The sequence below is a fragment of the Streptomyces sp. AM8-1-1 genome (genome assembly GCF_032229325.1).
In the GTDB taxonomy this organism is placed as follows: Bacteria; Actinomycetota; Actinomycetes; order Streptomycetales; family Streptomycetaceae; genus Streptomyces; species Streptomyces achmelvichensis.
This window is the reverse complement of record NZ_CP135086.1, coordinates 3,301,240-3,323,651: the sequence shown is the minus strand read 5'-3', so window position 1 is coordinate 3,323,651 and position 22,412 is coordinate 3,301,240. Positions and strand designations below refer to the sequence as shown.

Genomic DNA, 22,412 nt, shown 5'->3' with positions numbered 1-22,412 from the left:
CCCCCAAGGGATGCAGATCGTCGCACGAGCGTGCGACAAGATCCGGACAGTAGCAGCCCGCTCCGACAGCCGCGGACGGGTTATCTCCTCAGAGCCGGTGGGCTGCTCATCTCCTCAGAGCCGGTGGGCCGCGCCCGCCGGCGTGGCGCCCCGGGTGTCGAGCAGGAGCTGCGCCTTCACGGCGAGGCCCTGGAGGTCGTAGGTGCGGTGGTGCTGGAGCAGCACGGTCAGGTCCGCGTTGGCGGCCGCCTCGTAGAGCGAGTCCGCACGGGGGACCGGCTGGGCGTGGACGCGCCAGTCGGAGATGTAGGGGTCGTGGTAGCTGACGGAGGCCCCCAGATCCATCAGCCGGCGGGCGATCTCGGTGGACGGGGAGCTCTCCAGATCGGCCAGATCGGGCTTGTAGGTGATGCCGAGCAGCAGGACGCGCGCACCGCGGGCCGATTTGCCGTGCTCGTTCAGCAGGGTGGCGCAGCGCTGGATCACGTACTGCGGCATCCGGGTGTTGATCTCCTGGGCGAGGCCGACCATCCGCAGGGGATGGCCGGGGGTGCGGCCGCTCAGCGGGAGACAGCTGGGGTCCAGGGGGACACCGTGGCCGCCGACGCCGGGGCCGGGACGGAAGGCCTGGAAACCGAAGGGCTTCGTCTCGGCGCAGCGGATGACGTCCCAGAGGTCGACCCCGAGGTCGTGGCAGAGGACCGCCATCTCGTTGACGAGGGCGATGTTGACGTGCCGGAAGTTGGTCTCCAGCACCTTCACGGTTTCCGCCTCGCGGGTGCCGCGGGCCCTGACCACCTTGTCGGTGAGACGGCCGTAGAAGGCGGCGGCCGACTCGGTGCAGGCGGGGGTGAGGCCGCCGATGACCTTGGGGGTGTTGGCGTATCCGTGGGTGCGGTTGCCCGGGTCGACGCGGCCGGGGGAGTAGGCAAGGTGGAAGTCGCGGCCGGCGCGCAGTCCGGAGCCCTCTTCGAGGAGGGGGCGCAGGAAGGTCTCGGTCGTACCGGGCTGGACGGACGATTCCAGCACCACGGTGGTGTGCGGGCGCATGCGTGTCGCCAGGGTGCGGGCGGCCTCGCCGAGCGCGGTGAGGTCCAGGCTGCCGTCCGGACCGAGCGGCGTGGGCACACAGAGAACGGCGGTGCGTACGCGGCCGAGCTCGGCCGGGTCCGTCACCGTCCTGAACCCGGCGGAGAGCATCCGGCGGACGTCGGCGGGGGAGCAGCCTCCTGCCGGTTCGATGAGATGCCGCGGGTCGGTGTCGTAGCCGATCGTCTCGATGCCGGCACCGACGGCGGCCTGGGCGAGGGGCAGGCCGAAGTGACCGAGTCCGATGACAGCAAGATCTGCGGGCATGGCGTTGGCCGTCCTTCCCTTTAACCGGAGGGGAGCGGGGGCGCAAGCCCTGTGGGCAGAACGGGCGGGCGCAATGTCAGACTAGGCGTAAATATGACCGTTATGCGGTATTGCGCGCTCGTGGCTGCCCGAGTGTTATCCACAGTCGGTGGCTGAAGTCGGCGACTGCGGACAGAATCGACGGTGTGGACCCGACCGCAGGGGGACACGGGGGCGACGGGAGGCACGCAGTGAGGACAGCGACACTGGGACCCGAGGAGCGCACTCTGGCACTCGCCGGCATGGCCGAGCGGGAGCTGGACGTACTGGTGGTGGGTGGCGGCGTCGTGGGCGCCGGCACCGCGCTGGACGCCGTGACGAGAGGACTGTCCACCGGTCTGGTGGAGGCGCGCGACTGGGCGTCGGGCACGTCGAGCCGGTCCAGCAAGCTCATCCACGGCGGACTGCGCTATCTGGAGATGCTGGACTTCGCGCTCGTCCGTGAGGCGCTGAAGGAGCGCGGTCTGCTGCTGGAGCGTCTGGCGCCGCACCTGGTGAAGCCGGTGCCCTTTCTGTACCCCCTCCAGCACAAGGGCTGGGAGCGGATGTACGCCGGATCGGGCGTCGCGCTGTACGACGCCATGTCGGTCTCGTCGGGACACGGGCGAGGGCTCCCCACACACCGCCATCTGACCCGGCGGCACGCCCTTCAGGTCGCACCCTGCCTGAAGAAGAACGCCCTCATCGGGGCCATCCAGTACTACGACGCGCAGATGGACGACGCCCGTTATGTGATGACCCTCGTCCGCACGGCCGCGCGGTACGGCGCTCATGTCGCCAGCCGCGCCAGGGTCATCGGGTTTCTCCGTGAGGGCGAGCGTGTCGTCGGAGCGCGGGTGGAGGACGTCGAGGGCGGCGGGGAGTACGAGATCCGCGCCAAGCAGATCGTGAATGCGACCGGTGTGTGGACGGACGACACCCAGGCGATGATCGGCGAGCGCGGCATGTTCCATGTGCGCGCCTCCAAGGGCATCCATCTCGTCGTGCCCAAGGACCGGATCCACTCCACGACCGGTCTGATCCTGCAGACCGAGAAGTCGGTGCTGTTCGTCATTCCCTGGGGCCGGCACTGGATCGTCGGAACCACGGACACCGAATGGGACCTCGACAAGGCACACCCCGCCGCGTCCAGCGCGGACATCGACTATCTGCTGGAGCACGTGAACTCGGTGCTGGCGGTCCCGCTCACCCGGGACGACGTCGAGGGGGTGTACGCGGGGCTCCGCCCGCTGCTCGCCGGTGAGTCCGACGCGACGAGCAAGCTCTCCCGCGAGCACACGGTGGCGCACCCGGTTCCCGGCCTGGTCGTCGTCGCGGGCGGGAAGTACACGACGTACCGCGTCATGGCGAAGGACGCGGTGGACGAGGCGGTGCACGGTCTGGACCAGCGGGTCGCCGCATGTGTCACGGAGAACGTTCCGCTGGTCGGAGCCGAGGGCTACACGGCGCTGTGGAACGCCCGCGCGAGGATGGCGGCGCGTACGGGCCTGCATGTGGTGCGGGTGGAGCATCTCCTCAACCGGTACGGCACGTTGACCGAGGAAGTGCTCGCGCTCATCACCGACGACCCGACGCTCGGCGCGCCGCTCGCCGCCGCGGACGACTATCTGCGGGCCGAGATCGTGTACGCGGCATCGCATGAAGGCGCACGCCATCTGGACGATGTGCTGACCCGGCGCACCCGGATCTCCATAGAGACCTTCGACCGGGGTACGCGTAGTGCACGTGAGTGTGCCGAGTTGATGGCACCCGTGCTGGGCTGGGACAAGGAACAGATCGAGAAGGAGGTCGAGCACTACGAGAAGCGGGTGGAGGCGGAGCGTGAGTCGCAGCGGCAGCCGGACGATCTGACGGCGGACGCCGCGCGGTTGGGGGCGCCCGACATCGTGCCCCTCTGATCCTTGCGGTGGCCGGGGAGGTGCCGTCGGCGGTCGGGCAGGTCCCGCCGGCGGCCGTGCAGGGCCGCGACCAGCGCAAGGGCGGGCGCGGTCCCGAGTAGTGGCAGGGTGGGGTGGTCCCGATCTTCCGGCCCCGTCGAGACGGACGGCGGACCCGGGAGACACGCCGGTCCCGGAGTGAGAGACAATGATGGCTCTGCCAAGGCGTGTTACCGCATCGCGCGGGAGCGGCAGGCGCGGGCGAATACCAGGGATCGCAGAGGGGACGCATGTCGGAGGCGGAGCAGTCGCGGAAGCCCCAGCGGGACAAGGCCGAGGAGCCCGAGGCGACGGTGTCGGACGAGCGAGGGCCGGTCACCGCGAAGCCGGGCGTCACGGGTGGAGCGAGGACGGGCGCGAAGTCAGGTGCGAGGTCAGGCGCGAAGCCTGCCGCGACGTCGGACGCCAAGCCGGGGAGCCGGTCGGACGCGAAGGGCAGCCGGCCGGGGGATTCCGGAGCGGACCCCGCGGGCGGGGTGGCGGGAGTGCCGTCGGGCACGGCGGCGGACGTGGGTCCGGCCGACGCGAAGCCCGAGGACGGGACTGTCGCCGAGAGCGTGGCTGACGCGGTGCCTGGTGCTGACGAGCCGGTTGACGCTGTGCCCGGTGCTGAGGATGTGGCTGACGAACTGCCCCGCGACGGGGAGCCGGCTGACGCTGCGCCCGATGCCGAGGATGTGGCTGATGCCGACCCGCGTGCCGGGGCGCCGGTTGACGCCGTGCCCGTAGCCGAGGACGAGGTGGCCGACGCGGCGCCAGTTTCCGCGGCGGCGAAGAAGGCTGACGTGCCGTCCGGGCCGGCGGCGGTCGAGGGCGCCCCCGCCGACCCGCGGACCGACCCCCGGACCGCGATCTCGACCGAGGCCAAGGCCAAGGCTGAGGCCCGGACCAAGAACAAGCCCACGACCGGGTCCGAGTCCGAGTCCGAGTCGGGAGCCGGCGCCAAGTCCGGGGCCGTCGCGGGCACCGGGACCGCCGCCGAGGACGAGGCCGTGAGCGGAGCGGCTGCCGCTGCTCAGGACGCGGCTCCCTCGCGGGCCAAGGCCCGGGAGACCGTGCCGTCGTGGGCCAAGGCCGAGGTCGCCGCCGATGTGCGGAGCGAGGCGAAGGCCCCGGCCGACTCCGGCGCCGCCGAGACCGATGCCCCCTCCGCCGCCCGGGCCGAAGCGAAGCCCGCGTCCCCCGCCGCCCCCGCGTCCGAGAGGCCCGCCGAGGCGAAGGTGCCCCGCCAGGGGGCCGGGCGGGACACCGAAGGGCGTCTGCTGGCCGGGCGTTACCGGCTCGGTGGTGTGCTCGGCCGTGGCGGCATGGGCACGGTCTGGCGGGCCGTCGACGAGACCCTCGGCCGTACCGTCGCCGTGAAGGAACTGCGCTTCCCGACCAGCATCGACGACGAGGAGAAGCGCCGCCTCATCACCAGGACGCTGCGCGAGGCCAAGGCCATCGCCCGTATCCGCAACAACAGTGCCGTGACCGTCTACGACGTGGTCGACGAGGACGACCGTCCGTGGATCGTGATGGAGCTCGTGGAGGGCAAGTCCCTCGCCGAAGCGGTGCGTGAGGACGGCACCTTGACGCCGCGCCGGGCGGCCGAGGTCGGGCTCGCCATCCTGGATGTCCTGCGTTCCGCGCACCGCGAGGGCATCCTGCACCGCGATGTGAAGCCGTCCAACGTGCTGATCTCCGAGGACGGGCGCGTCGTCCTCACCGACTTCGGTATCGCTCAGGTCGAGGGCGACCCCTCGATCACCTCCACCGGCATGCTCGTCGGCGCCCCCTCGTACATCTCGCCGGAGCGCGCCCGTGGCCACAAGCCCGGGCCCGCCGCCGACCTGTGGTCGCTGGGCGGTCTGCTGTACGCGAGCGTCGAAGGCAGCCCGCCGTACGACAAGGGCTCCGCGATCGCGACTCTCACCGCGGTGATGACCGAGCCGCTCGACCCGCCGAAGAACGCGGGCCCGCTGGAGGAGGTCATCTACGGCCTGCTCGCCAAGGATCCGGCGCAGCGGCTGGACGACGCCGGTGCGCGTGCGCTGCTGACCAAGGTGCTGAACGCACCCGAGGTCCCCGAGGCACCGGTCGTGCCCGAGCCGCCCCAGGACGCCACCCGCGCCCTGTCGTTGCCGCCCGTGCCCCCGCCGCCCCCGGCGAAGCCGAAGGACCCGGCGGCCGACCGGGTGCGTGGCGCGCTCAGGTCCGTGCGGAACGCCGCGGCGGCGGCCACGCCGGAGGCCCGGCCGAAGCAGTCGGCTGCCTCGCAGCAGACGTCGCCCTCCCGGCCCACGCCGCCGCGGGCGCCGCTCACCGATGTGGTGCCCCGCCGGACGATGGTGATCACCGCGGTGGTCGTCGTGCTCGCGATCCTGGCCACGGTGCTGTACCTGACCCTGGGCGACGGCGACCAGGGCAATGAGGGCAAGGTCAAGAACGACCCGTCGGCCACGCCCGGGGCCGCTGCCGCCGGGACGGGCACCGACGCCGGCACGGACACCGGCGACGACAAGGGCAAGAACGGCGACGAAGAGGGCTCGGGGAAGGACTCCGGCAAGGGCGACGACGGCGGCTCCGACGACGAGCAGACGCCCGAGAAGCCCGGGGCCGGCGACCCGGCCGGCGGCGGGCTGCCGGCGGGGTACGCAATGGTGTCGAACGACCAGTTCCACTTCACCATGGCGATGCCCAAGGGCTTCAAGGTCACCGACATAGCGGGTTCCAACTCCGGCGCGATATACAACCGGACGAGCGGCGCGTTCCCGCGCATCCAGGTCGACTTCGGCGCGAACCCCAAGGACGACGCCGCCGCTGCCTGGCGGGCCGCCCAGGTCGCCGTCAGTCTCAGCAGCGACGGATACAAGCACCGGGGCATCAAGCCGGTCGAGTACAACGGCTATCCGACGGCAGCGGACTGGGAGTTCGAGCGCACACAGGGCGGAATGCGGGTACGAGTCCTCAACAGGGGCTTCAAGGTGGACGCCGACCGCGGCTACTCGATCATGATCAGCTGCAAGGCCAGTGAGTGGGACAAGGCCGAGTGCGTCACGCTGCGCAAGACGGCGTTCGCCACATTCAAGCCCAAGGACTGACCAAGGACACGTATCGTGAGAGCCCGCGGACGGTACGCAGCCGCAAGGGGCCGCTGAACGACCGGAATTGACGTGCTTTGACGTTTTGCTGCGGCCTCCGGGACCGGTCGGCGGACAGCGCGCTTGTGGGGAGGCGTCGTGGACGACTACGCGGGACGGGTACTCGCCGACCGCTATCGGCTTCCCCTGCCTCCGTCCGACGCCTACGAACTGGCCGAGACCCGAGCGTTCGACACCTACAGCGGACAGGAAGTCCTGGTACGGCAGGTGCCGTTGCCGGAGATCGTCGACGCCGAGGTTGTCGACATGGAGGGCCTGTCCGGGGGTGCGGTGCCGGGGAGGGCCCAGGGGCGTTCGACCCGGCGGCCCGCGGACCCGGCCGTGCGCCGGGCCATGGACGCCGCGCAGGCGGCCGCCCAGATTCCCGACCACCCGCGGCTGGACCAGGTCTTCGACGTCTTCGCCGAGGACGGTTCGCTGTGGATAGTCAGCGAACGCGTCGCCGCCCGGCCCCTGGCCGCGCTCCTCGCCGAGAAGCCCCTCACGCCCTACCGCGCGGCCGAAGTCGCCTCCGATGTGCTGACCGCCCTGCGCGTTCTGCACGCGCACGGCTGGACCCACCGGAACATCACCGCCCGTACGGTCCTGGTCTGCGACGACGGACGGGTCGTCCTGACGGGGCTCGCCTCCGGGGCCGCGGAGGAGGCACTGTGCGGATACGCTCCGGTGCCCCCGCCGGTGGACCCTGACCCCGATCATGAACACGAGGGTGACGACGGCGACTTCGCCGACGTCGGCGACCAGGATCTCCACGACGGGGAGCCGGACGAAGGGGAGTCCGGCCACGACGGGCACGGGGGATACGAGGACCACCTTCACGACGAGGGCCCCGGTGACGAGGACTACTCCTACGGCGAAGCCGGCGAGGGCTCGCCGGAGCCGGCCGCGCTGGAGTCGCCGCACTCGGCCGACCCCTACGCCACGCCCGACCCCTATCTGGCCCCCGATCTCTACCCCTACCGTCCGCCCGCGCAGGGCACCGGCGCCGGAGCGGGCCCCGGCCCCGCTGCTCCGGGTGCCGCTGCTCCCGGTCCCGCCGGCGCCGGTTCCGGCACCGGTGTTCCCGACATCAGGGCCGCCCGGGCGGGTGCGATCGCCGCGTACCGCGCGGGTGCCCGCGCCGCCGCCCGGGTCAGCGAGGACCTGCGCCAGGGCGACCGCCCCGTACAGACGGGCAACGACCCGGACTGGTGGGCCGCCAAGCCCGGCGAGCGGGTCATCGCACCGGCCGAGTACCACACCGGCCACGCAGACGACGCCGACGACGATGTGGACGACGACGAGTTCGACGACGACTACGGCGCCGGCGGACCCGGCCGCCCCCGTCTCGCCGGAACCTGGCACGACGGTCCCCTTCCGGGGCAGGACGGCCCCGCACCCCTGTCCGCGGGCGGTGGCGAACCGGCCCGGCACCCCCGGCGCGACGACGACCTGTACGGCGTCGACCCGTACGGCGTGCGCCAGGCGCTCCCCGGAGGTTCCCACCGCCCTGATCCCGGCGCCGGTCGCGGCACCGGGCGCGGCGGCTCCGGCGATCCCTACCGGGACCGTCCCGCGCTGCCCGCTCCCCGTTCCGGCCCGGACCCGTACCGCCCCGCCCTGCCCCACGCCCGCCCCGGCGGGTCACCGACGCCGGTTCCGGCCCCGCCCACCGGGAGCTGGGACCGCGGCGGCGCCGGACGCGAGGCCCTGCGCGCCGACTCGCAGCGCCGGCCCGTCCCCGCGGCCCAGGGCGCCGGCGGCTGGGACGAGGTCGTGGCCGGCGCCGAACCCCCGGCGTACCAGGGGCCGTCCACACCGCTCGCCGCCGAGCGGGCCCGGCAGGCGCGGATCGCCGTCGTCGGAGCGGTGACCGAGCGTTGGGCGCCCGAGCAGGCCGGGCCCGTCCACGAGAACTGGCAGCTGGCCGCCCCCGTCGGCCCCGCCACCGACCTCTGGGCGCTCGGCGCCCTGCTCTACCGCTCGGTCCAGGGGCATGCGCCCTACCCGGAGGAGAGCGCCTACGAGCTGGTGCAGCTCGTGTGCGCCGAGCCGCCCGCGTTCGCCGAGGAGTGCGGTCCGCTGCGCCCCGTCGTGGAGTCGCTGCTGCGCCAGGACCCCACGGAGCGCCCCGAGTTCGAGGAACTGCGCGGCTGGCTGCGTTCCCTGGTGCGGTCCGCGCCCGAGCCCGAGGCCGGGATGGACGTCGTGGCGGTCCCGTCGAGTGTCGTGGACGGCAGCCGGCTGCCCGTCGTACGCCGCCGGGGCGAGCTGGTGCGCAAGCGCCGGACCGGTTCCACCGAGGTCGTCCACGGCCGCCACCGTCACAAGAAGTCGCGGCGGGAACGCCGTGGCCCGCGCTCCCTCGGCCGCCTCCTGCTGCTCCTGATCCTGCTGCTTCTGGTCGCGGCGATCGCGTACGCCATGATGTTCATGCCCCGGTCCGGTACGCAGCAGGAGGGTTCCCAGGGCACGCAGAGCCCGGCGCCCACGGCCTCCGCGCCCGGTCCGGGCCGTACCGAAGCCGGCACGCCTCCGCCGCCGAAGGCTTCCGGCACCCCCGGTTCGCAGCAGCCCCAGACGTCCGCGCCCGCGGGGAACCTCCCGGCCGGCTACGCGCTGCGCAGCGATCCCGAGGGCTTCCGGGTCGCGGTCGACACGTCCTGGCAGCGCAGGCCCATCAACGACAGCGGCCAGGTCCGTTACAGCGACGGCGACTTCACGCTGATCGTGGTGCCCGGCCGGGACAGCGTCCAGGCGAACGGTGACGACCCGCTCGTCTACCAGCGGGACAAGGAGCGTGAACTCCAGCCGTTCCGCGACTCCTCCTGGGCGGCGGCGACCGGGCTCCGCCGGATCGACGTCGGCCGACAGGCCATGGCCGAGGGGCAGTTCACCTGGCAGGACAGCAGTGGACGTGAGGTCTACGTACGCAACCTCGCCATGATCGTCGGCGGCCGGTACCACGTGGTGCAGGTGATCGGTCCGGACGACCAGCGCGACAAGGTGACGGAGGCCTACAGCCAGGCCGTCGAGGCCTACCGGGCGACCGGCTGACGCCCGTCGCGGACCGCGGGAAGGTGCCGACGGGCATCACAGTGCGGTCACTTGAGGCATCCGAGGTACCGCGTCCGTAATTCCCTTCCGTAACCTGTGATCCCAAGGAACGGGGCGGGGGACGTGGAGAATTCTCAAGAGACGGGCGCGGGACTGCTGCTGGCCGGGCGTTACCGGCTGGGCGAGTGCATCGGCAGCGGTGGCATGGGCAAGGTCTGGCGCGCACACGACGAGGTGCTGCACCGGGTCGTCGCGGTCAAGGAGCTGACGGCGGGGCGCTATGCCTCCGAGGCGGACCGGATCGTGCTGCACGCGCGTACGCAGAAGGAGGCCCGGGCGGCCGCCCGGATCAGCCATCCCGGCGTGGTCACCGTCCACGACGTGCTCGACCACGACGCGCGCCCCTGGATCGTCATGCAGTACGTCGACGGGCCGTCGCTCGCCGACGCGGCCAAGGAGACCGGGCGCATCCCGTCGCTGGAGGCCGCCCGGGTCGGACTGCACGTGCTGCGGGCGCTCGGCGCCGCGCACGCGGTCGGGGTGCTCCACCGGGACATCAAGCCCGCGAACATCCTGCTCGACCGGCAGGGCACCGCGCACGGCGAGGACCGTACCGGGGGACGGGCGCTGATCACCGACTTCGGGATCGCCGCGATCGAGGGCGACTCGACGATCACCAGGACCGGGGAGATCGTCGGCTCCATCGACTACCTGGCCCCCGAGCGGGTGCGCGGCGCCGATCCCGGTCCCGCCTCCGACCTCTGGTCGCTGGGTGCCACGCTCTACACGGCGGTGGAGGGCGCGTCGCCGTTCCGGCGTTCGACGCCGCTGTCGACCATGCAGGCGGTCGTCGGCGACGAGCCGCCCCACCCCGAGCACGCGGGCCTGCTGACCCCCGTGATCATGTCGCTGCTGCGCAAGAACCCCGCGGACCGCCCCTCGGCCGCCGAGGCCGAGCGGATGCTCCAGGCCGCGCTGGCGGACCCGACGCGGACCGTGGCCCAGCACCGGGTTCCCACGCAGCGGGTGACGCGCAGCGAACAGCGTCACGAACCCGGCCATGGCCACGATCGGCACCACGGCCAGAGGTCTGGGGGTCCCGTCAACTCCCAGGCCCCGACGCCGTACCGGCCGAACCCCGTCCTGACGCCGTCGTCCTCGCCCGCCCCGCCGCCCGCCCCGAAGCGCCGCGCGGGACGGCTGCCCCGGGCGGTGATCGTGGTCGTGCTGTCGGCCGTCGTCGGCGTCGGCGCGGGGCTCGCGGCCATGAAGTACGCCGGGGACGACGGCGGGGGCGGTACGGAAACGCAGACCACTCCCGACACCTCCGCATCCGTGCCGCCCGGCTGGCACCGCGTCAACGACCCGGAGGGCTTCAGCCTGCTCGTGCCGAAGGGCTGGAAGCGGCAGGCGGACGGCGACCAGATCGACTACACGCCCGACAACGGCAAACACCGCATCCGGATCAGCAGCGACGACTCGCCGGACTTCGAGAACCCGTACATGCACATGCTGAGCCTGGAGAAGACGCTCGCGAGGCTGCCCGCGTACAAGCGGGTCAAGCTCGCGCCCAACACCTTCCGGGACCACACCAACTCCGCACTGTGGGAGTTCACCTGGACCGAGCGGAAGAGTCACCCGGGCGACCGGCGGGCCATCGACCAGATCTACTACGAGGACGACGGCCGCGAGTACGCGCTCTACATGTCGGGGCCGGCCGAGGACTGGTCGACCACCCGCGAGCAGTTCGACATCATGCTGCGGGGCTGGCGGCCTCCGGCATGACCGACGACGCCGAACGAGGGGGATTCGGGTGTCCGAGCAGGAGACACGGCTGATCGCGGGCCGCTACCGGCTCCTGGACCGGCTGGGGCGCGGGGGCATGGGCACCGTGTGGTGCGCGGACGACGAGCTGCTCGGCCGCCGGGTCGCGGTGAAGGAGCTGCATCCGGAGGACTCTCCCGGGGGCCGCGGCGCCTCGCCGTACACCTCCACGGCGGCGCCGCTGCGCGAGGCGCGGGCCGTGGCGCGGGTCAAGCACCCGCATGTCGTCGTCGTGCACGACGTGGTCGTCGACGACGGGCTTCCGTACATCGTCATGGAGCTGGTCGACGGCGGCTCGCTCGCCGAACGGATCGCGCGCCGCGGCCCGGTCGGTGTCGCCGAGACCGCCCGCATCGGGCTGGCGCTGCTCGGGGCACTGCGCGCCGCGCACGAACTGGGCGTACTGCACCGGGATCTGAAGCCCGCGAACGTCCTGCTCGAAGAAGCGACCGGGCGGGTGGTCCTCACCGACTTCGGCATCGCCCAGCTCACCGGCTCCACGACGATCACCGAGGTGGGGTCGTTCGTCGGATCGCCCGAGTACACCGCACCCGAGCGGATGCAGGGCGCCACCGCCGGTCCCGCGTCGGACCTGTGGTCGTTCGGGGTGCTGCTGTGTGCCGCGCTCGGCGGTGAATCGCCCTTCCGCCGGGACTCGTTGGGCGGGATCCTGCACGCGGTCGTCGAGGCCGAGATCACCCTGCCCGCCCAGGCCGAGCCCTTGCGTCCGCTCGTCCTCGGGCTGCTCGAGCGCGATCCGGCGCTGCGGCTCGACGCGGCGGAGGCGGAGAAGCTGCTGCGTACGTACGTGGCGAAGGGCAGTCTGCCGGCCCGCGACGTGCACAGCGCGCCGACCAGCCATGTCGCCCGGCCCGCGCCCGCCCACCAGGCGCCCACCCCGACGGAGTCGGTCACGGCGGCGCCCGCGCCGGCGTCCGTACCGGCACCCGCAGGCCGTGCCCGTCGCCGCGCGCCGCTGCTGGCCGCCGCCGCCGTGGTCGCCGCACTCGCCGGGGCGGGCGGGGCGACGGCGGTGCTGATGCAGGACGACGGCAAGGGCACGGCCGCGCCCGGGCCCTCGGCCTCGGCCTCGGACAGCACGCCACCGGTGCGCACCGCGCAGTCTCCCGTCGCGGCCCCCGAGCCCACCGTGACGGTGACGAGCTCCCCGGCCCCGGCGGCCAAGAAGCCTCCGGCGCCCGCGGGTTACCTCGCGGTCGTGGACCCGGACGGGTTCGCGCTCGCCGTGCCCGATGGCTTCGTGCGTTCCGAGGACGACAAGCGCGTGTACTACATGGACGCGGACCAGGCCGTCAGGATCGGCATCCGCGTACAGCGGCCGGTCCCCGACGGCCCGCTCGGATCGATGCGCCGCTCGGACGCGGACGGGCCGCACACCAACCCCGGCTACCGCGACGGCAAGGTCACCCCGACCACCCACAACGGACTGACCGCCGCGCTCTGGGAGTTCACCTGGAAGGGCTTCTCGCAGGCCGAGGGCGCCCGGCACACGATCGACGTCTGCTGGGAGGAGAACGGCAGGATGTACGACGTGTGGGTCTCCGCGCCCGTGGGCCGGCTGGACGAGGCGCGTCGGCACTTCGACACCGCGCTCGACTCCTTCACGCCGCCCGGCTGACCGGCACAAGCCTGGCCGGCCCCCCGGCCGACCCCACCCGCCCGGCTGACCGCATCCGCCCGGCCGACCCCACCCACCCACCCGCCCGGCCGACCGCGCCTGCCCCCGGCCGACCGCCCCTCGTGCGGTGGGGTGCGGCGAGGCAGGACGGTCACTGTCACGGGTCTGCATCCGGTCCCGTGTGCCGGTGGCATCCACCACCGGGGTTGGTCAGGATGTGTGCATGACCAACAACGGGGGACGGTCGAACGAGCCGATCAGCCACGGCCTCAGGTCGCCGGACGCCGCCCGGCGGCTGTGGATCTCCGGCCCGGTGGAGAGCTGGGCGGCCCGGGAGGGCGACACGCTCGTCGACCGGGTCGCCGGGCATCCGAGGATCCAGGGCCTGTGAGCGCCGCGGGCGACGGCCGCCTGATCGGCGGCCGCTACCGGCTCGTCGAACGCATCGGCTCCGGCGGCATGGGCACCGTCTGGCTGGCCCGGGACGAAGTCGTCGGCCGGGACTGCGCGGTGAAGGAGCCGCGGCTGCCCGGCGACCCCTCCGACCCCGTCCACCAGCGGCTCTGCCGACGGCTTCAGCGCGAGGCGCGGGCGGCCGCGCAGGTGGAACACCCGTCGGCCGTATCCGTGCACGATGTCGTCACGGACGGCGGACTCCCTTGGATCGTCATGGAGTTGGTCCGCGGCGAATCCCTCCATGCCCTGCTCAAGCGGGGAGCGCTGCCGCCGGAGGAGGCCGCCCGGATCGGGCTCGCCGTCCTGGGCGCGCTTGCCGCCGCGCACGCGAAGGGGATCGTCCACCGCGATGTGAAACCCGCGAACGTCCTGCTCGGACCGCACGGCCGGGTAGTGCTCACGGACTTCGGCATCGCGCGCGTCCAGGGTGAGGAGCCGCTGACGGTCAGCGGTGAGTTCGTCGGCTCGCTCGAATCGATCGCGCCGGAACGGATGCAGGGCGTCCCGGCCGGGCCCGAGTCGGACCTGTGGTCGCTGGGCGTGCTGCTGTACGCGGCGGTCGAGGGCTGGTCCCCGTTCCGGCGTACGACGCTGGAGTCCACCCTGGCGGCGATCCTCCAGGCGGAGGCGCCCGAGCCGGTACGGGCGGGACCGCTGGCCGACCTGATCGTGCGGCTGCTGGCGAAGGAGCCCTCGCACCGGCCGTCCGCGCAGGAGGTGGAGCGGGAACTGGAGGCGGTGGCGGCGGGACGCGTCCCCCCGCTGCGGGCGCCGGCGGGCGATGCGCCGGAACCGGAATCTCCTGCCCGGCGCGCGCCTGAGCCCCGTCCCGAAGCCGGTGCCGCCGAACCCGCGCCCGGGCCGCGCGCATCCGGATCGCGGGAGTCCGGGACCCAGGGCTCGCGGCCGAAGGACTCCGGGTCACCCGACGTCGGGCCACCCGACTCCGGATCGGACCCGCGGCCCACCTCCACGGCCACGCCCTCCCGTCTCCGCCAACCCCGCCGGACCGTCGCCCTGGCCGCGGCGGCGGCCGTCGCCGTCGCCGCGGCCGTCTGGGGTGTCGCCGCCGTCGCGGCCGGCGGCACCGGCAACTTGGGCACATCCTCGGGCGCACACGGGAACGGCACCGGACCCTCCTCGCAGCCGCAGATGGCGACCCCGGACGCCTGGCGTTGGCGACCCCACTTCGAGTCACGGCTCGACGCGGAGATCTCCGTCCCCCGGTCGTACCGGCGTGAGGCCGTCACCTCCGAGGCGTCACTCGCGGCCGACCGGGAGATCACCTTCGCCGAGCGCGGCAACCCGGTCTGGTTACGGCTCACGCGCGCCGACAAGGACCCGTCCGCGTCCGGCCCGGTCGAGTGGGCGCAGCGCGATCTGCGGCGGCTGATGGACGGGGGTGAGCAGGGCGGCGGGTTCACGGCGTCCCAGGCGCGCGGCACCGTCGTCCCCGCCAATCACCACGGCACCGACGCGGCCGTGCTGGACGTGACGTACTACGCGCAGGAGGGCGACACCGCACGGCCCGTCCACCGGCTGGCGTTCTACGTGGTCACCGCCGCCCAGGAGCGCTACTCGGTGCTCGTCGAGATGCCGAAGGGCGGCAAGGAGGAGGCGGAGGGTCAGGATCTCTTCCGTGGTGTCCGGGACCGCCTGAAGCTCGGCAAAGCCGAGACCAGTCCCTGATCAGGCCTTATGTGCCAGCGATCGCTGGCACGATGATGTGGGGGTGTGGAAAAGCTGTTACCGACGGGTACCCAAAGCTCTGATTGCCGCATACTCTCGCCCCCATGACGGACTCGAAGGCCCCCGCCGCCGCCCTCGGCACCAACCCGACCGCGGCCGCGCCGGCGAACGCGCGCACCGCCGCCGACGTGGTCACTCCCGAGGTGGTCGCGCAGCTCACCCGTGGCGTCGTCGGCTCCGGCCGCACCGCCAACCACACGCCCTTCACCGGACAGAAGCTGGCGGACCTGCCCGAGTCCACTCCCGAGGACGTGGCCGAGGCCTTCGCGCGGGCCCGTGTCGCCCAGCCCGTCTGGGCCGCGACCCCGGTCCGCACCCGCGCCGCCGTGCTGCTGCGCTTCCACGACCTGGTCCTGGAGCGGCAGGCCGAAGTCCTCGACCTCATCCAGCTGGAGACCGGCAAGGCCCGGCTGCACGCGCACGAAGAGGTCCAGGCCGTCGCCGTGGCCGCCCGCCACTACGGCCGCAGGGCCGCCGCCTATCTGAAGCCGAAGCGCCACACCGGTGTGGTCCCCGTCCTCACCAAGGCCACCGAACTGCGCCAGCCGCGCGGTGTCGTGGGCCAGATCGCGCCCTGGAACTACCCGCTCGAACTGTCCGTCGGCGATGCGCTGCCCGCGTTCGTGTCCGGCAACGCCGTCGTGATGAAGCCCGACACCGAGACCGCGCTGACCGCCCTGTGGGCCCGTGATCTGCTGATCGAGGCCGGACTGCCGGCCGAGGTCTTCCAGGTCGTCATCGGCGAGGGCCCGGTCGTCGGCCCGGAGGTCGTCAAGCACGCCGACTACGTCTCCTTCACCGGCTCCACCCGCACCGGCCGCGAGGTCGCCCAGGGCGCGGCCGCCCGTCTCATCGGGGTCTCCCTCGAACTCGGCGGCAAGAACGCCATGCTGGTGCTCCACGACGCCGACATCGAGAAGGCCGCCGCCGGAGCGATCCGCGCCTGCTTCTCGTCGGCCGGCCAGTTGTGCATCTCCATCGAGCGGCTCTACGTCCACGAGTCGGTGGCCGATGCCTTCCTGGAGCGGTTCGCCGCCCGGACCAAGGCGATGCGCCTGGGCAGTTCGCTGGCGTACGGCGCCGACATGGGCTCGCTCGTCGGCGAACGCCAGCTGGAGACCGTCACCCGCCATGTCGACGAGGCGGTGGCCAAGGGCGCCACGCTCGTCGCCGGCGGCGTCGCCCGCCCCGACATAGGCCCGCTGTTCTACGAGCCGACCATTCTCGACGGTGTCGAGTCGCCCATGGCGGTGTGCACCGAGGAGACCTTCGGCCCGGTCGTCTCCGTCTACCGCTTCACGGACGAGGACGAGGCCGTCGCGCTCGCCAACGCCACGCCGTACGGACTGAACTCGAGCGTCTGGACGCGTGACGGCAGGCGCGGCCACGCCGTCGCGGCGAAGCTGCGCACCGGCACGGTCAACATCAACGAGGGCTACGCACCGGCGTACGGCAGTGTGCAGTCCCCGATGGGCGGCATGAAGGACTCCGGTCTGAGCAGGCGGCACGGCTCCGAGGGAATCCTCAAGTACACCGAGGCGCAGACCGTCGCGCAGCAGCGGCTCATCCCGCTCGCCCCGTCGTTCGGGATGGACGACGAGAAGTACGCGGCGTTCATGAGCCGCTCCCTCAGGGCGATGAAGGCCCTGCGTCTCCGCTAGCCCGCCACGCCGGCCCCGGCGCCGGCCCGAACCGAGCAGTCAGCACCGTTTCGTACCGAGGAGTGCCATGTCCCAGGTCCCCCCTGCCCGGAATCAGGAAGCCCCCGACGACGACGCCTACGACTACGACGTCCTGATCGTCGGTTCGGGCTTCGGCGGTTCGGTCTCGGCGCTGCGCCTGACGGAGAAGGGCTACCGGGTCGGCGTCCTCGAGGCGGGCCGCCGCTTCACCCGGGAGACCCTGCCGAAGAACTCCTGGGACCTGCGCAACTTCCTGTGGGCCCCGGCGCTCGGCCTGTTCGGCATCCAGCGGATCCATCTGCTCGGCAATGTGATGGTGCTGGCGGGCGCGGGCGTGGGCGGTGGTTCGCTGAACTACGCCAACACCCTCTATGTCCCGCCGAAGCCCTTCTTCGAGGACGCGCAGTGGGGGAACATCACCGACTGGCACGCGGAACTCCAGCCGTACTACGACCAGGCACGGCGGATGCTCGGCGTCCGGCTCAACCCGACGATGACCCCCTCCGACGTCCATCTCAAGGCGACCGCCCAGGCGATGGGCATCGGCGACACCTTCCACATGGCACCGGTCGGCGTCTTCTTCGGCGACGGCGAAGACGCCGACGGTACGGCGAAGGCCGCGCCCGGTTCCGAGGTCCCCGACCCGTACTTCGGCGGGGTGGGGCCGGCCCGCAAGGCGTGCACCGAGTGCGGTGAATGCATGACGGGCTGCCGCCACGGCGCGAAGAACACCCTCAACGAGAACTACCTCTACCTCGCCGAGCAGGCCGGTGCCGTCATCCACCCGATGACCTCGGTCGTCACCGTCACCGAGGACTCGCGGGGCGGCTTCGCGGTGGGCACGCTGCCGAGCGACAGCAAGCGCAAGGGCAAGGGGCGCACCTTCACGGCGCGCCGGGTCGTGATCGCGGCCGGCACCTACGGCACCCAGACCCTGCTGCACCGGATGAAGGACACCGGCCTGCTGCCGCGGATCTCCGGGCGGCTGGGGGAGCTGACCCGTACGAACTCCGAGGCGCTCGTGGGCGCGCAGACCGACAACCGCCGCTACCGCAAGCGGCACGGCGGGGAGCGGGTCGACTTCACCCGCGGCGTCGCGATCACCTCGTCGATCCATCCCGATGCCAACACCCATATCGAGCCGGTGCGTTACGGCAAGGGCTCCAACGCGATGGGCGGGCTGACGGTCCTCCAGGTCCCGTACAACACCAAGCGCCGCGTGGCGGGCTGGTTCGGGAGCATCACCAAGCACCCGTTGCTCGCGATGCGGATGCTGTCCAACCGGCGCTGGTCGGAGCGGACGATCATCGGGCTCGTCATGCAGTCGCTGGACAACTCACTGACCACGTACCGCAAGCCCAAGGGCATCGGCAAGGGCCTGCTCACCGCCCGGCAGGGCCACGGCGCGCCCAACCCGACCCAGATCCCGGAGGCGACCCGCGCGGCCTCGCTTCTCGCGGAGGAGATCAACGGTTTCGCCGGCTCCAACATCGGTGAGCTGATGGGCACTCCGCTGACCGCCCACTTCCTGGGCGGCTGCCCGATCGGCGCGGCGGCGGAGGCGGGCGTGATCGACCCGTACCACCGGCTGTTCGGCCACCCGGGCATCTCGGTCGTGGACGGCTCCGCGGTCTCGGCGAACCTCGGGGTGAACCCGTCCCTGACGATCACCGCGCAGGCGGAGCGGGCGATGTCGTTCTGGCCCAACAAGGGCGAGGAGGACCCGCGTCCGGCGCAGGGCGGTGTGTACGAACGTCTGCTCCCGATCGCCCCGAAGTCCCCTGCGGTCCCGGACGCGGCGTTCGGAGCCCTGCGGCTGCCGCTGCTGGAGATCCCGAAGGTCCCGCCGAAGAAGGCCTGACGGCCCGCGCCGGGGCCCACCCGCCCCGGCCGCACCACCCCGGGCACAGAGAAGGGCCGCTGCACCCCCCTCCGAGTGCAGCGGCCCTTCCGGTCTTGCAGGTGGCTCGTGTTACGCCGTCGCGTCCTCACGGCGGCGCTTCATCGCGAAGACCACACCTGCACCGGCGAGAACGGCGACACCGCCGACGATCCCGACGACGGGCAGGACGGAATCGGAGCCGGTCTCGGCGAGGCTGCCGGTGACCTGGGCGCCCGTGTTGGTGCCCGTGCTCGGCTTCTCGGTGGCGACCGGAACCTTGCCACCCTCCTGCGGCTTCGTGCCGCCGGTGTCCGTACCGGCCTTCACGATCTGGAACTTGTACGCGATGTCACCGCTGCCGATGCACTCGGCGTCCTCGTCGCTGTAGATGCTCGCGCCGAGCGAGAAGCCCGCACCCACCGGGGCACCGGCCTTGACGTTGATCCGCAGCGGGATGTCGACCTCGAACTCGGGCTCCAGCGTCTCCGACCAGCCGACGAAGCCGACGGCCTCGCCGTCCGGGCCGCGCAGGTCGTACCAGGTCTTGGTGTCCGCGTCGAAGGCCTGGAGACGGACCTGCTTGCGGGTGAACAGCTCCTCGCCCAGCTCGTCGGCGGAGGCGCCGGCGAAGTAGACGAGGTCGGTCAGCGTGCTGTCCGACGAGTTGTAGATGTTCAGGCTGAACTTGTGCCAGCCGCTGCCCGCGGCGATCTTGCCGGGAAGCCCCGTGATCGACACGTCGATCTTGGCGTCCTCGCACTCGACCGGCAGCTCCTCCTCCGGCTCCGACTCCGTCGCGCTGGGCGTCGCGGCGGGGGAGCTGGGGGTGTTGAGCGGTGCGCTCGGCGAGGGGGCGGAGTCGCTGGGCGAGGCGCTGGTGCTCGTGCCCGGCTCGGGGGCCGTCCCCGGGGCCGTCTCGGTCGCCGAGGGCGAACCGGACGGGGTGGTGCTCTCGCCGGCCTCCGGAGTCGTGGACTCGGTGGTGGTCGGCGAGCCCGTCGCGAACGCGGCCGGAGCCGACAGGAACGCGGCGGGGGCTATGACTGCGGTCGCGGCGGCGACGGCCATAGCGCGGCGAAGCTTCATGAAGACCTCAGTGAAGTCCGGGTGCCGCATCACAGCGGCACTGAGTCTGGAGGGCCTTCCGGGGTGGGGGTGCACGGGTGAGGCCGTTGATACGCATAGATGACCGGCGAGTGGCCGAAAAGGTTGCACACGAACTCACAGAATATTTATGTGGCGCCCGTCACATACGTCGTCACGGGGTCGCGGGGGGCCGGCGGGGGCCGGCTCGTGCCGTCGGCCCGGCTGTCCTGAAACCGCCGTCCCGGCCCGGCCGTTGACTGTGATGCGCGTCACGCTCTGGCGCCTGTGGTGATCGCACAACCTTTCCCCCGGGTGCGCGGTCGAACCTGCGCTGTCACCGCCCCATGCACCCCCGGGGCCCCACGGATCCCAACTGATCTCGAAGGTTCGTTGATGAGACGCCTGTCCCTTCCGGCTGCCGGCCGTCGTTCGGCCACCGCCCTCGCTGTCGCCGGGCTGTTCGCCGGCGCAGTGCTCACCGCCGCTCCCGCCCACGCGGACGGCCCCGTGTTCACCCTCGGCGGCCCGGCCGAGGTCGGGCTGCGCCCGTATCCCGCCACGGGCAAGCCCCAGACGACAACCGTCGATGTGACGGTGAACAACCCCAGCGAGGACGTGGAGAACGGCGACTTCGACGGCGAGTACACCGTCAGGTTCGACCTCAGCGCCCTCGCCGGTGTCGCCGATGTGAAGTTCGGCGACACCGGGAGCTCGGACTGCAAGATCACCGGCACCACCGGCGTCTGCACCGACTACGGCGTGTGGGCCGGTCTCAGCAGCGTCGCCGAGCTGAAGGTCTCCGCCGCCAAGGGCAGCAAGCCCGGCGCCACCGGTGACATCAAGGTCTCCGGCTCGGCAGAGGGCGCCACCTTCACGTCCTTCGCGACCAAGGTGACCGTGGGCGGTCCCGACCTGGTGATGAAGCCGCTGAACCTGACGGCGGACGTCAAACCGGGCCAGGCGCAGCGCGCTCCGATCACGTTCGCCAACGCGGGCACGTCCGCGGCCGGCGATGTGCTGCTCACGCTGATGTACTCGCACGGCATCGAGATCCCCGAGCGGTTCTCCAACTGCGAGTACAGCCAGGGCACGGGTGAGGACTTCGAACACGTCTACTCCACCGCGATCTGCGCCCTCGAAGGACCCTTCGAGCCGGGTGCCGTCTACGAGCTGGAGAAGCCCTTCACGGTGAAGGCGGCCGGTCACGCCTTCATCGAGGACTTCATCTACCGCGTCAACGAGGACAGCCCGAAGGAGCGTGCCGCCCAGCGTGCCGGCGCCGCCTTCACCCCGGGTACCGGAGGCGTTCTCGGAGTGAGGAAGCAGGCCGCCCCGGCCCGTTCTGCGGACCTCGACCCGTGGAACAACCAGCAGGAGCAGGGCATCCGCGCCAAGAACACGGCGGACTTCGCCGCGTACGGCGTGAGCGTGGAGAAGGCCGCCGTCGGCGAGACGGTCAAGGCCGGCATCGGCTTCCGCAACCAGGGCCCGGCGTGGATCGGTTACATCCGCTCCGGTGAATCCATCGGCGTCGTGGACGTCAGGATCCCCGAGGGCGCCAAGGTCACCGCCAAGCCGAAGTCCTGCAACGGCGTGACGGCGTCGGGTGGTGAGCGCGACAAGCAGCTCGGCGCGCCCCGCTACATCTGCGAGGTCGGCTCCGTGGTCCTGGAGAACGCGGACTTCGCGCTGCCCTTCGAGCTCACGGTCGAGAAGGTCGTCGCCGACGCGACGGGAACCGTGACCGTGCGCAACTGGCACGAGCCCGAGCCCGCGCTGCAGTTCGACCCGAACATGGCCAACAACACCGCGAAGCTCGTCCTGAACGGCAAGGACTCCGGCACCACCACGGGCGGCACCTCCGGCGGTTCCACCACCGGCGGTTCGACCGGTGGCTCCACGGGTGGCGACTCGGCGCAGTCCACGGGCGGTACGGCCGCGGGCACCGCCGCGTCCGGTGGCGGTACGGCCGAAGGCGGGCTGGCCTCCACCGGCTCGACCGCGCTGCTCACCGCGTCGGCCGCCGCCGTCGCGCTGGCCGCGGGCGGGGTCCTCTTCGTCGCCGTCCGTCGCCGCCGCGCGACGACCGGTGCGTGAGACGCCGATCGCACCGATCATGTCGCACCGATCGCGTCGTACTGACCGAGCAGGGGTCACCGGGCGGATCTGATCGACGAGACCGGACCTGCCCGAGCGGAAGCGGTGAACACCGTGACCGGGCCCTCGGCCCGGACGCAGAGCAAGGGCCCCGCCGGACGCGCTGTCCGCGGGGCCCTTGGCGATCGGCACCGGCGTCAGGGCAGCGCCGGTGCCGAGTCGCGGCGCCGGGGGGTTGCGCCGCGGGGAACGGCCGCCCGTCGTGCGCACCCGGGGCCTGTTCCGAACGACAGGCCCCTGCGGCGCACGGGTGGTGTCGGCCTCTGGCTGTGGAGTCGCGCAGTGGGGATGCGCGGGTTCTGGCATCGTGCTGGGCGTGCTGGGAGAGCAGCTGTTCGGATCGGATGCGGTCGGCCCCGGGCGTCCCCGGAAGCCGACCGCCCTTGGAGTGACCGGGCTGCTGTCCCCTGCCGACCGGTCACGCGC

Annotated in this window: 12 protein-coding genes; 10 read left to right on the top strand and 2 right to left on the bottom strand. The window is 72.3% G+C overall.

Translation table 11 applies throughout. The features are described from left to right. Positions 1 to 114 precede the first annotated feature (114 nt). Complete coding sequence (locus RPQ07_RS14850) at positions 115 to 1,356, bottom strand: nucleotide sugar dehydrogenase (RefSeq protein WP_313944629.1); 1,242 nt, start codon at positions 1,354 to 1,356, stop codon at positions 115 to 117. 230 nt (positions 1,357 to 1,586) lie between these two features. On the opposite strand from RPQ07_RS14850, the gene RPQ07_RS14845 reads away from it, so the two are divergent. From RPQ07_RS14845 to RPQ07_RS14805, 9 genes are all read left to right on the top strand, one after another. After that, entirely contained in the window at positions 1,587 to 3,293 is a 1,707-nt protein-coding gene (locus tag RPQ07_RS14845) for a glycerol-3-phosphate dehydrogenase/oxidase (protein ID WP_313944628.1), read from the top strand. Between the two features lie 758 nt (positions 3,294 to 4,051). Next, the gene (locus RPQ07_RS14840) at positions 4,052 to 6,415 is read left to right on the top strand and encodes a serine/threonine-protein kinase (protein ID WP_313944627.1); all 2,364 of its coding nucleotides are present in this window, start codon (positions 4,052 to 4,054) and stop codon (positions 6,413 to 6,415) included. Positions 6,416 to 6,553: 138 nt separating this feature from the next. Further along, positions 6,554 to 9,511 carry a protein kinase gene (locus RPQ07_RS14835; protein ID WP_313944626.1) on the top strand — a complete coding sequence of 986 codons (2,958 nt, stop codon included), beginning with the start codon at positions 6,554 to 6,556 and terminating at the stop codon, positions 9,509 to 9,511. Positions 9,512 to 9,634: 123 nt separating this feature from the next. Then, complete coding sequence (locus tag RPQ07_RS14830) at positions 9,635 to 11,296, top strand: serine/threonine-protein kinase (RefSeq protein WP_313944625.1); 1,662 nt, start codon at positions 9,635 to 9,637, stop codon at positions 11,294 to 11,296. A gap of 28 nt (positions 11,297 to 11,324) precedes the next feature. After that, a complete protein-coding gene (locus tag RPQ07_RS14825; protein ID WP_313944624.1) occupies positions 11,325 to 12,974 on the top strand; it encodes a serine/threonine-protein kinase in 1,650 nt (549 codons plus the stop codon). A 223-nt stretch (positions 12,975 to 13,197) separates the two neighbouring features. Next, positions 13,198 to 13,365 carry a hypothetical protein gene (locus RPQ07_RS14820; RefSeq protein ID WP_313944623.1) on the top strand — a complete coding sequence of 56 codons (168 nt, stop codon included), beginning with the start codon at positions 13,198 to 13,200 and terminating at the stop codon, positions 13,363 to 13,365. A 68-nt stretch (positions 13,366 to 13,433) separates the two neighbouring features. Then, on the top strand, positions 13,434 to 15,119 hold the full coding sequence (locus tag RPQ07_RS14815; protein WP_413777836.1) for a protein kinase domain-containing protein: 1,686 nt from the start codon (positions 13,434 to 13,436) through the stop codon (positions 15,117 to 15,119). 104 nt (positions 15,120 to 15,223) lie between these two features. Then, on the top strand, positions 15,224 to 16,840 hold the full coding sequence (locus tag RPQ07_RS14810) for a succinic semialdehyde dehydrogenase (protein ID WP_313944621.1): 1,617 nt from the start codon (positions 15,224 to 15,226) through the stop codon (positions 16,838 to 16,840). A gap of 67 nt (positions 16,841 to 16,907) precedes the next feature. Continuing rightward, positions 16,908 to 18,722, top strand: coding sequence for a GMC family oxidoreductase (locus RPQ07_RS14805; protein WP_313944620.1), 1,815 nt, complete (start codon positions 16,908 to 16,910; stop codon positions 18,720 to 18,722). Between the two features lie 111 nt (positions 18,723 to 18,833). On the opposite strand, the gene RPQ07_RS14800 is transcribed toward RPQ07_RS14805, so the two are convergent. Beyond that, on the bottom strand, positions 18,834 to 19,829 hold the full coding sequence (locus RPQ07_RS14800; RefSeq protein ID WP_313944619.1) for an LPXTG cell wall anchor domain-containing protein: 996 nt from the start codon (positions 19,827 to 19,829) through the stop codon (positions 18,834 to 18,836). A gap of 393 nt (positions 19,830 to 20,222) precedes the next feature. On the opposite strand from RPQ07_RS14800, the gene RPQ07_RS14795 reads away from it, so the two are divergent. Then, positions 20,223 to 21,926, top strand: a complete 1,704-nt coding sequence (locus RPQ07_RS14795; RefSeq protein ID WP_313944618.1) for a peptidase — start codon at positions 20,223 to 20,225, stop codon at positions 21,924 to 21,926. Positions 21,927 to 22,412 lie beyond the last annotated feature (486 nt).

Bases quoted from the DNA above. Each gene is read 5' to 3' on its own strand.
- RPQ07_RS14820 (WP_313944623.1), top strand. From the start codon at position 13,198: ATGACCAACAACGGGGGACGGTCGAACGAGCCGATCAGCCACGGCCTC.
- RPQ07_RS14850 (WP_313944629.1), bottom strand. From the start codon at position 1,356: ATGCCCGCAGATCTTGCTGTCATCGGACTCGGTCACTTCGGCCTGCCC.
- RPQ07_RS14800 (WP_313944619.1), bottom strand. From the start codon at position 19,829: ATGAAGCTTCGCCGCGCTATGGCCGTCGCCGCCGCGACCGCAGTCATA.
- RPQ07_RS14815 (WP_413777836.1), top strand. From the start codon at position 13,434: ATGGGCACCGTCTGGCTGGCCCGGGACGAAGTCGTCGGCCGGGACTGC.
- RPQ07_RS14810 (WP_313944621.1), top strand. From the start codon at position 15,224: ATGACGGACTCGAAGGCCCCCGCCGCCGCCCTCGGCACCAACCCGACC.
- RPQ07_RS14805 (WP_313944620.1), top strand. From the start codon at position 16,908: ATGTCCCAGGTCCCCCCTGCCCGGAATCAGGAAGCCCCCGACGACGAC.
- RPQ07_RS14795 (WP_313944618.1), top strand. From the start codon at position 20,223: ATGAGACGCCTGTCCCTTCCGGCTGCCGGCCGTCGTTCGGCCACCGCC.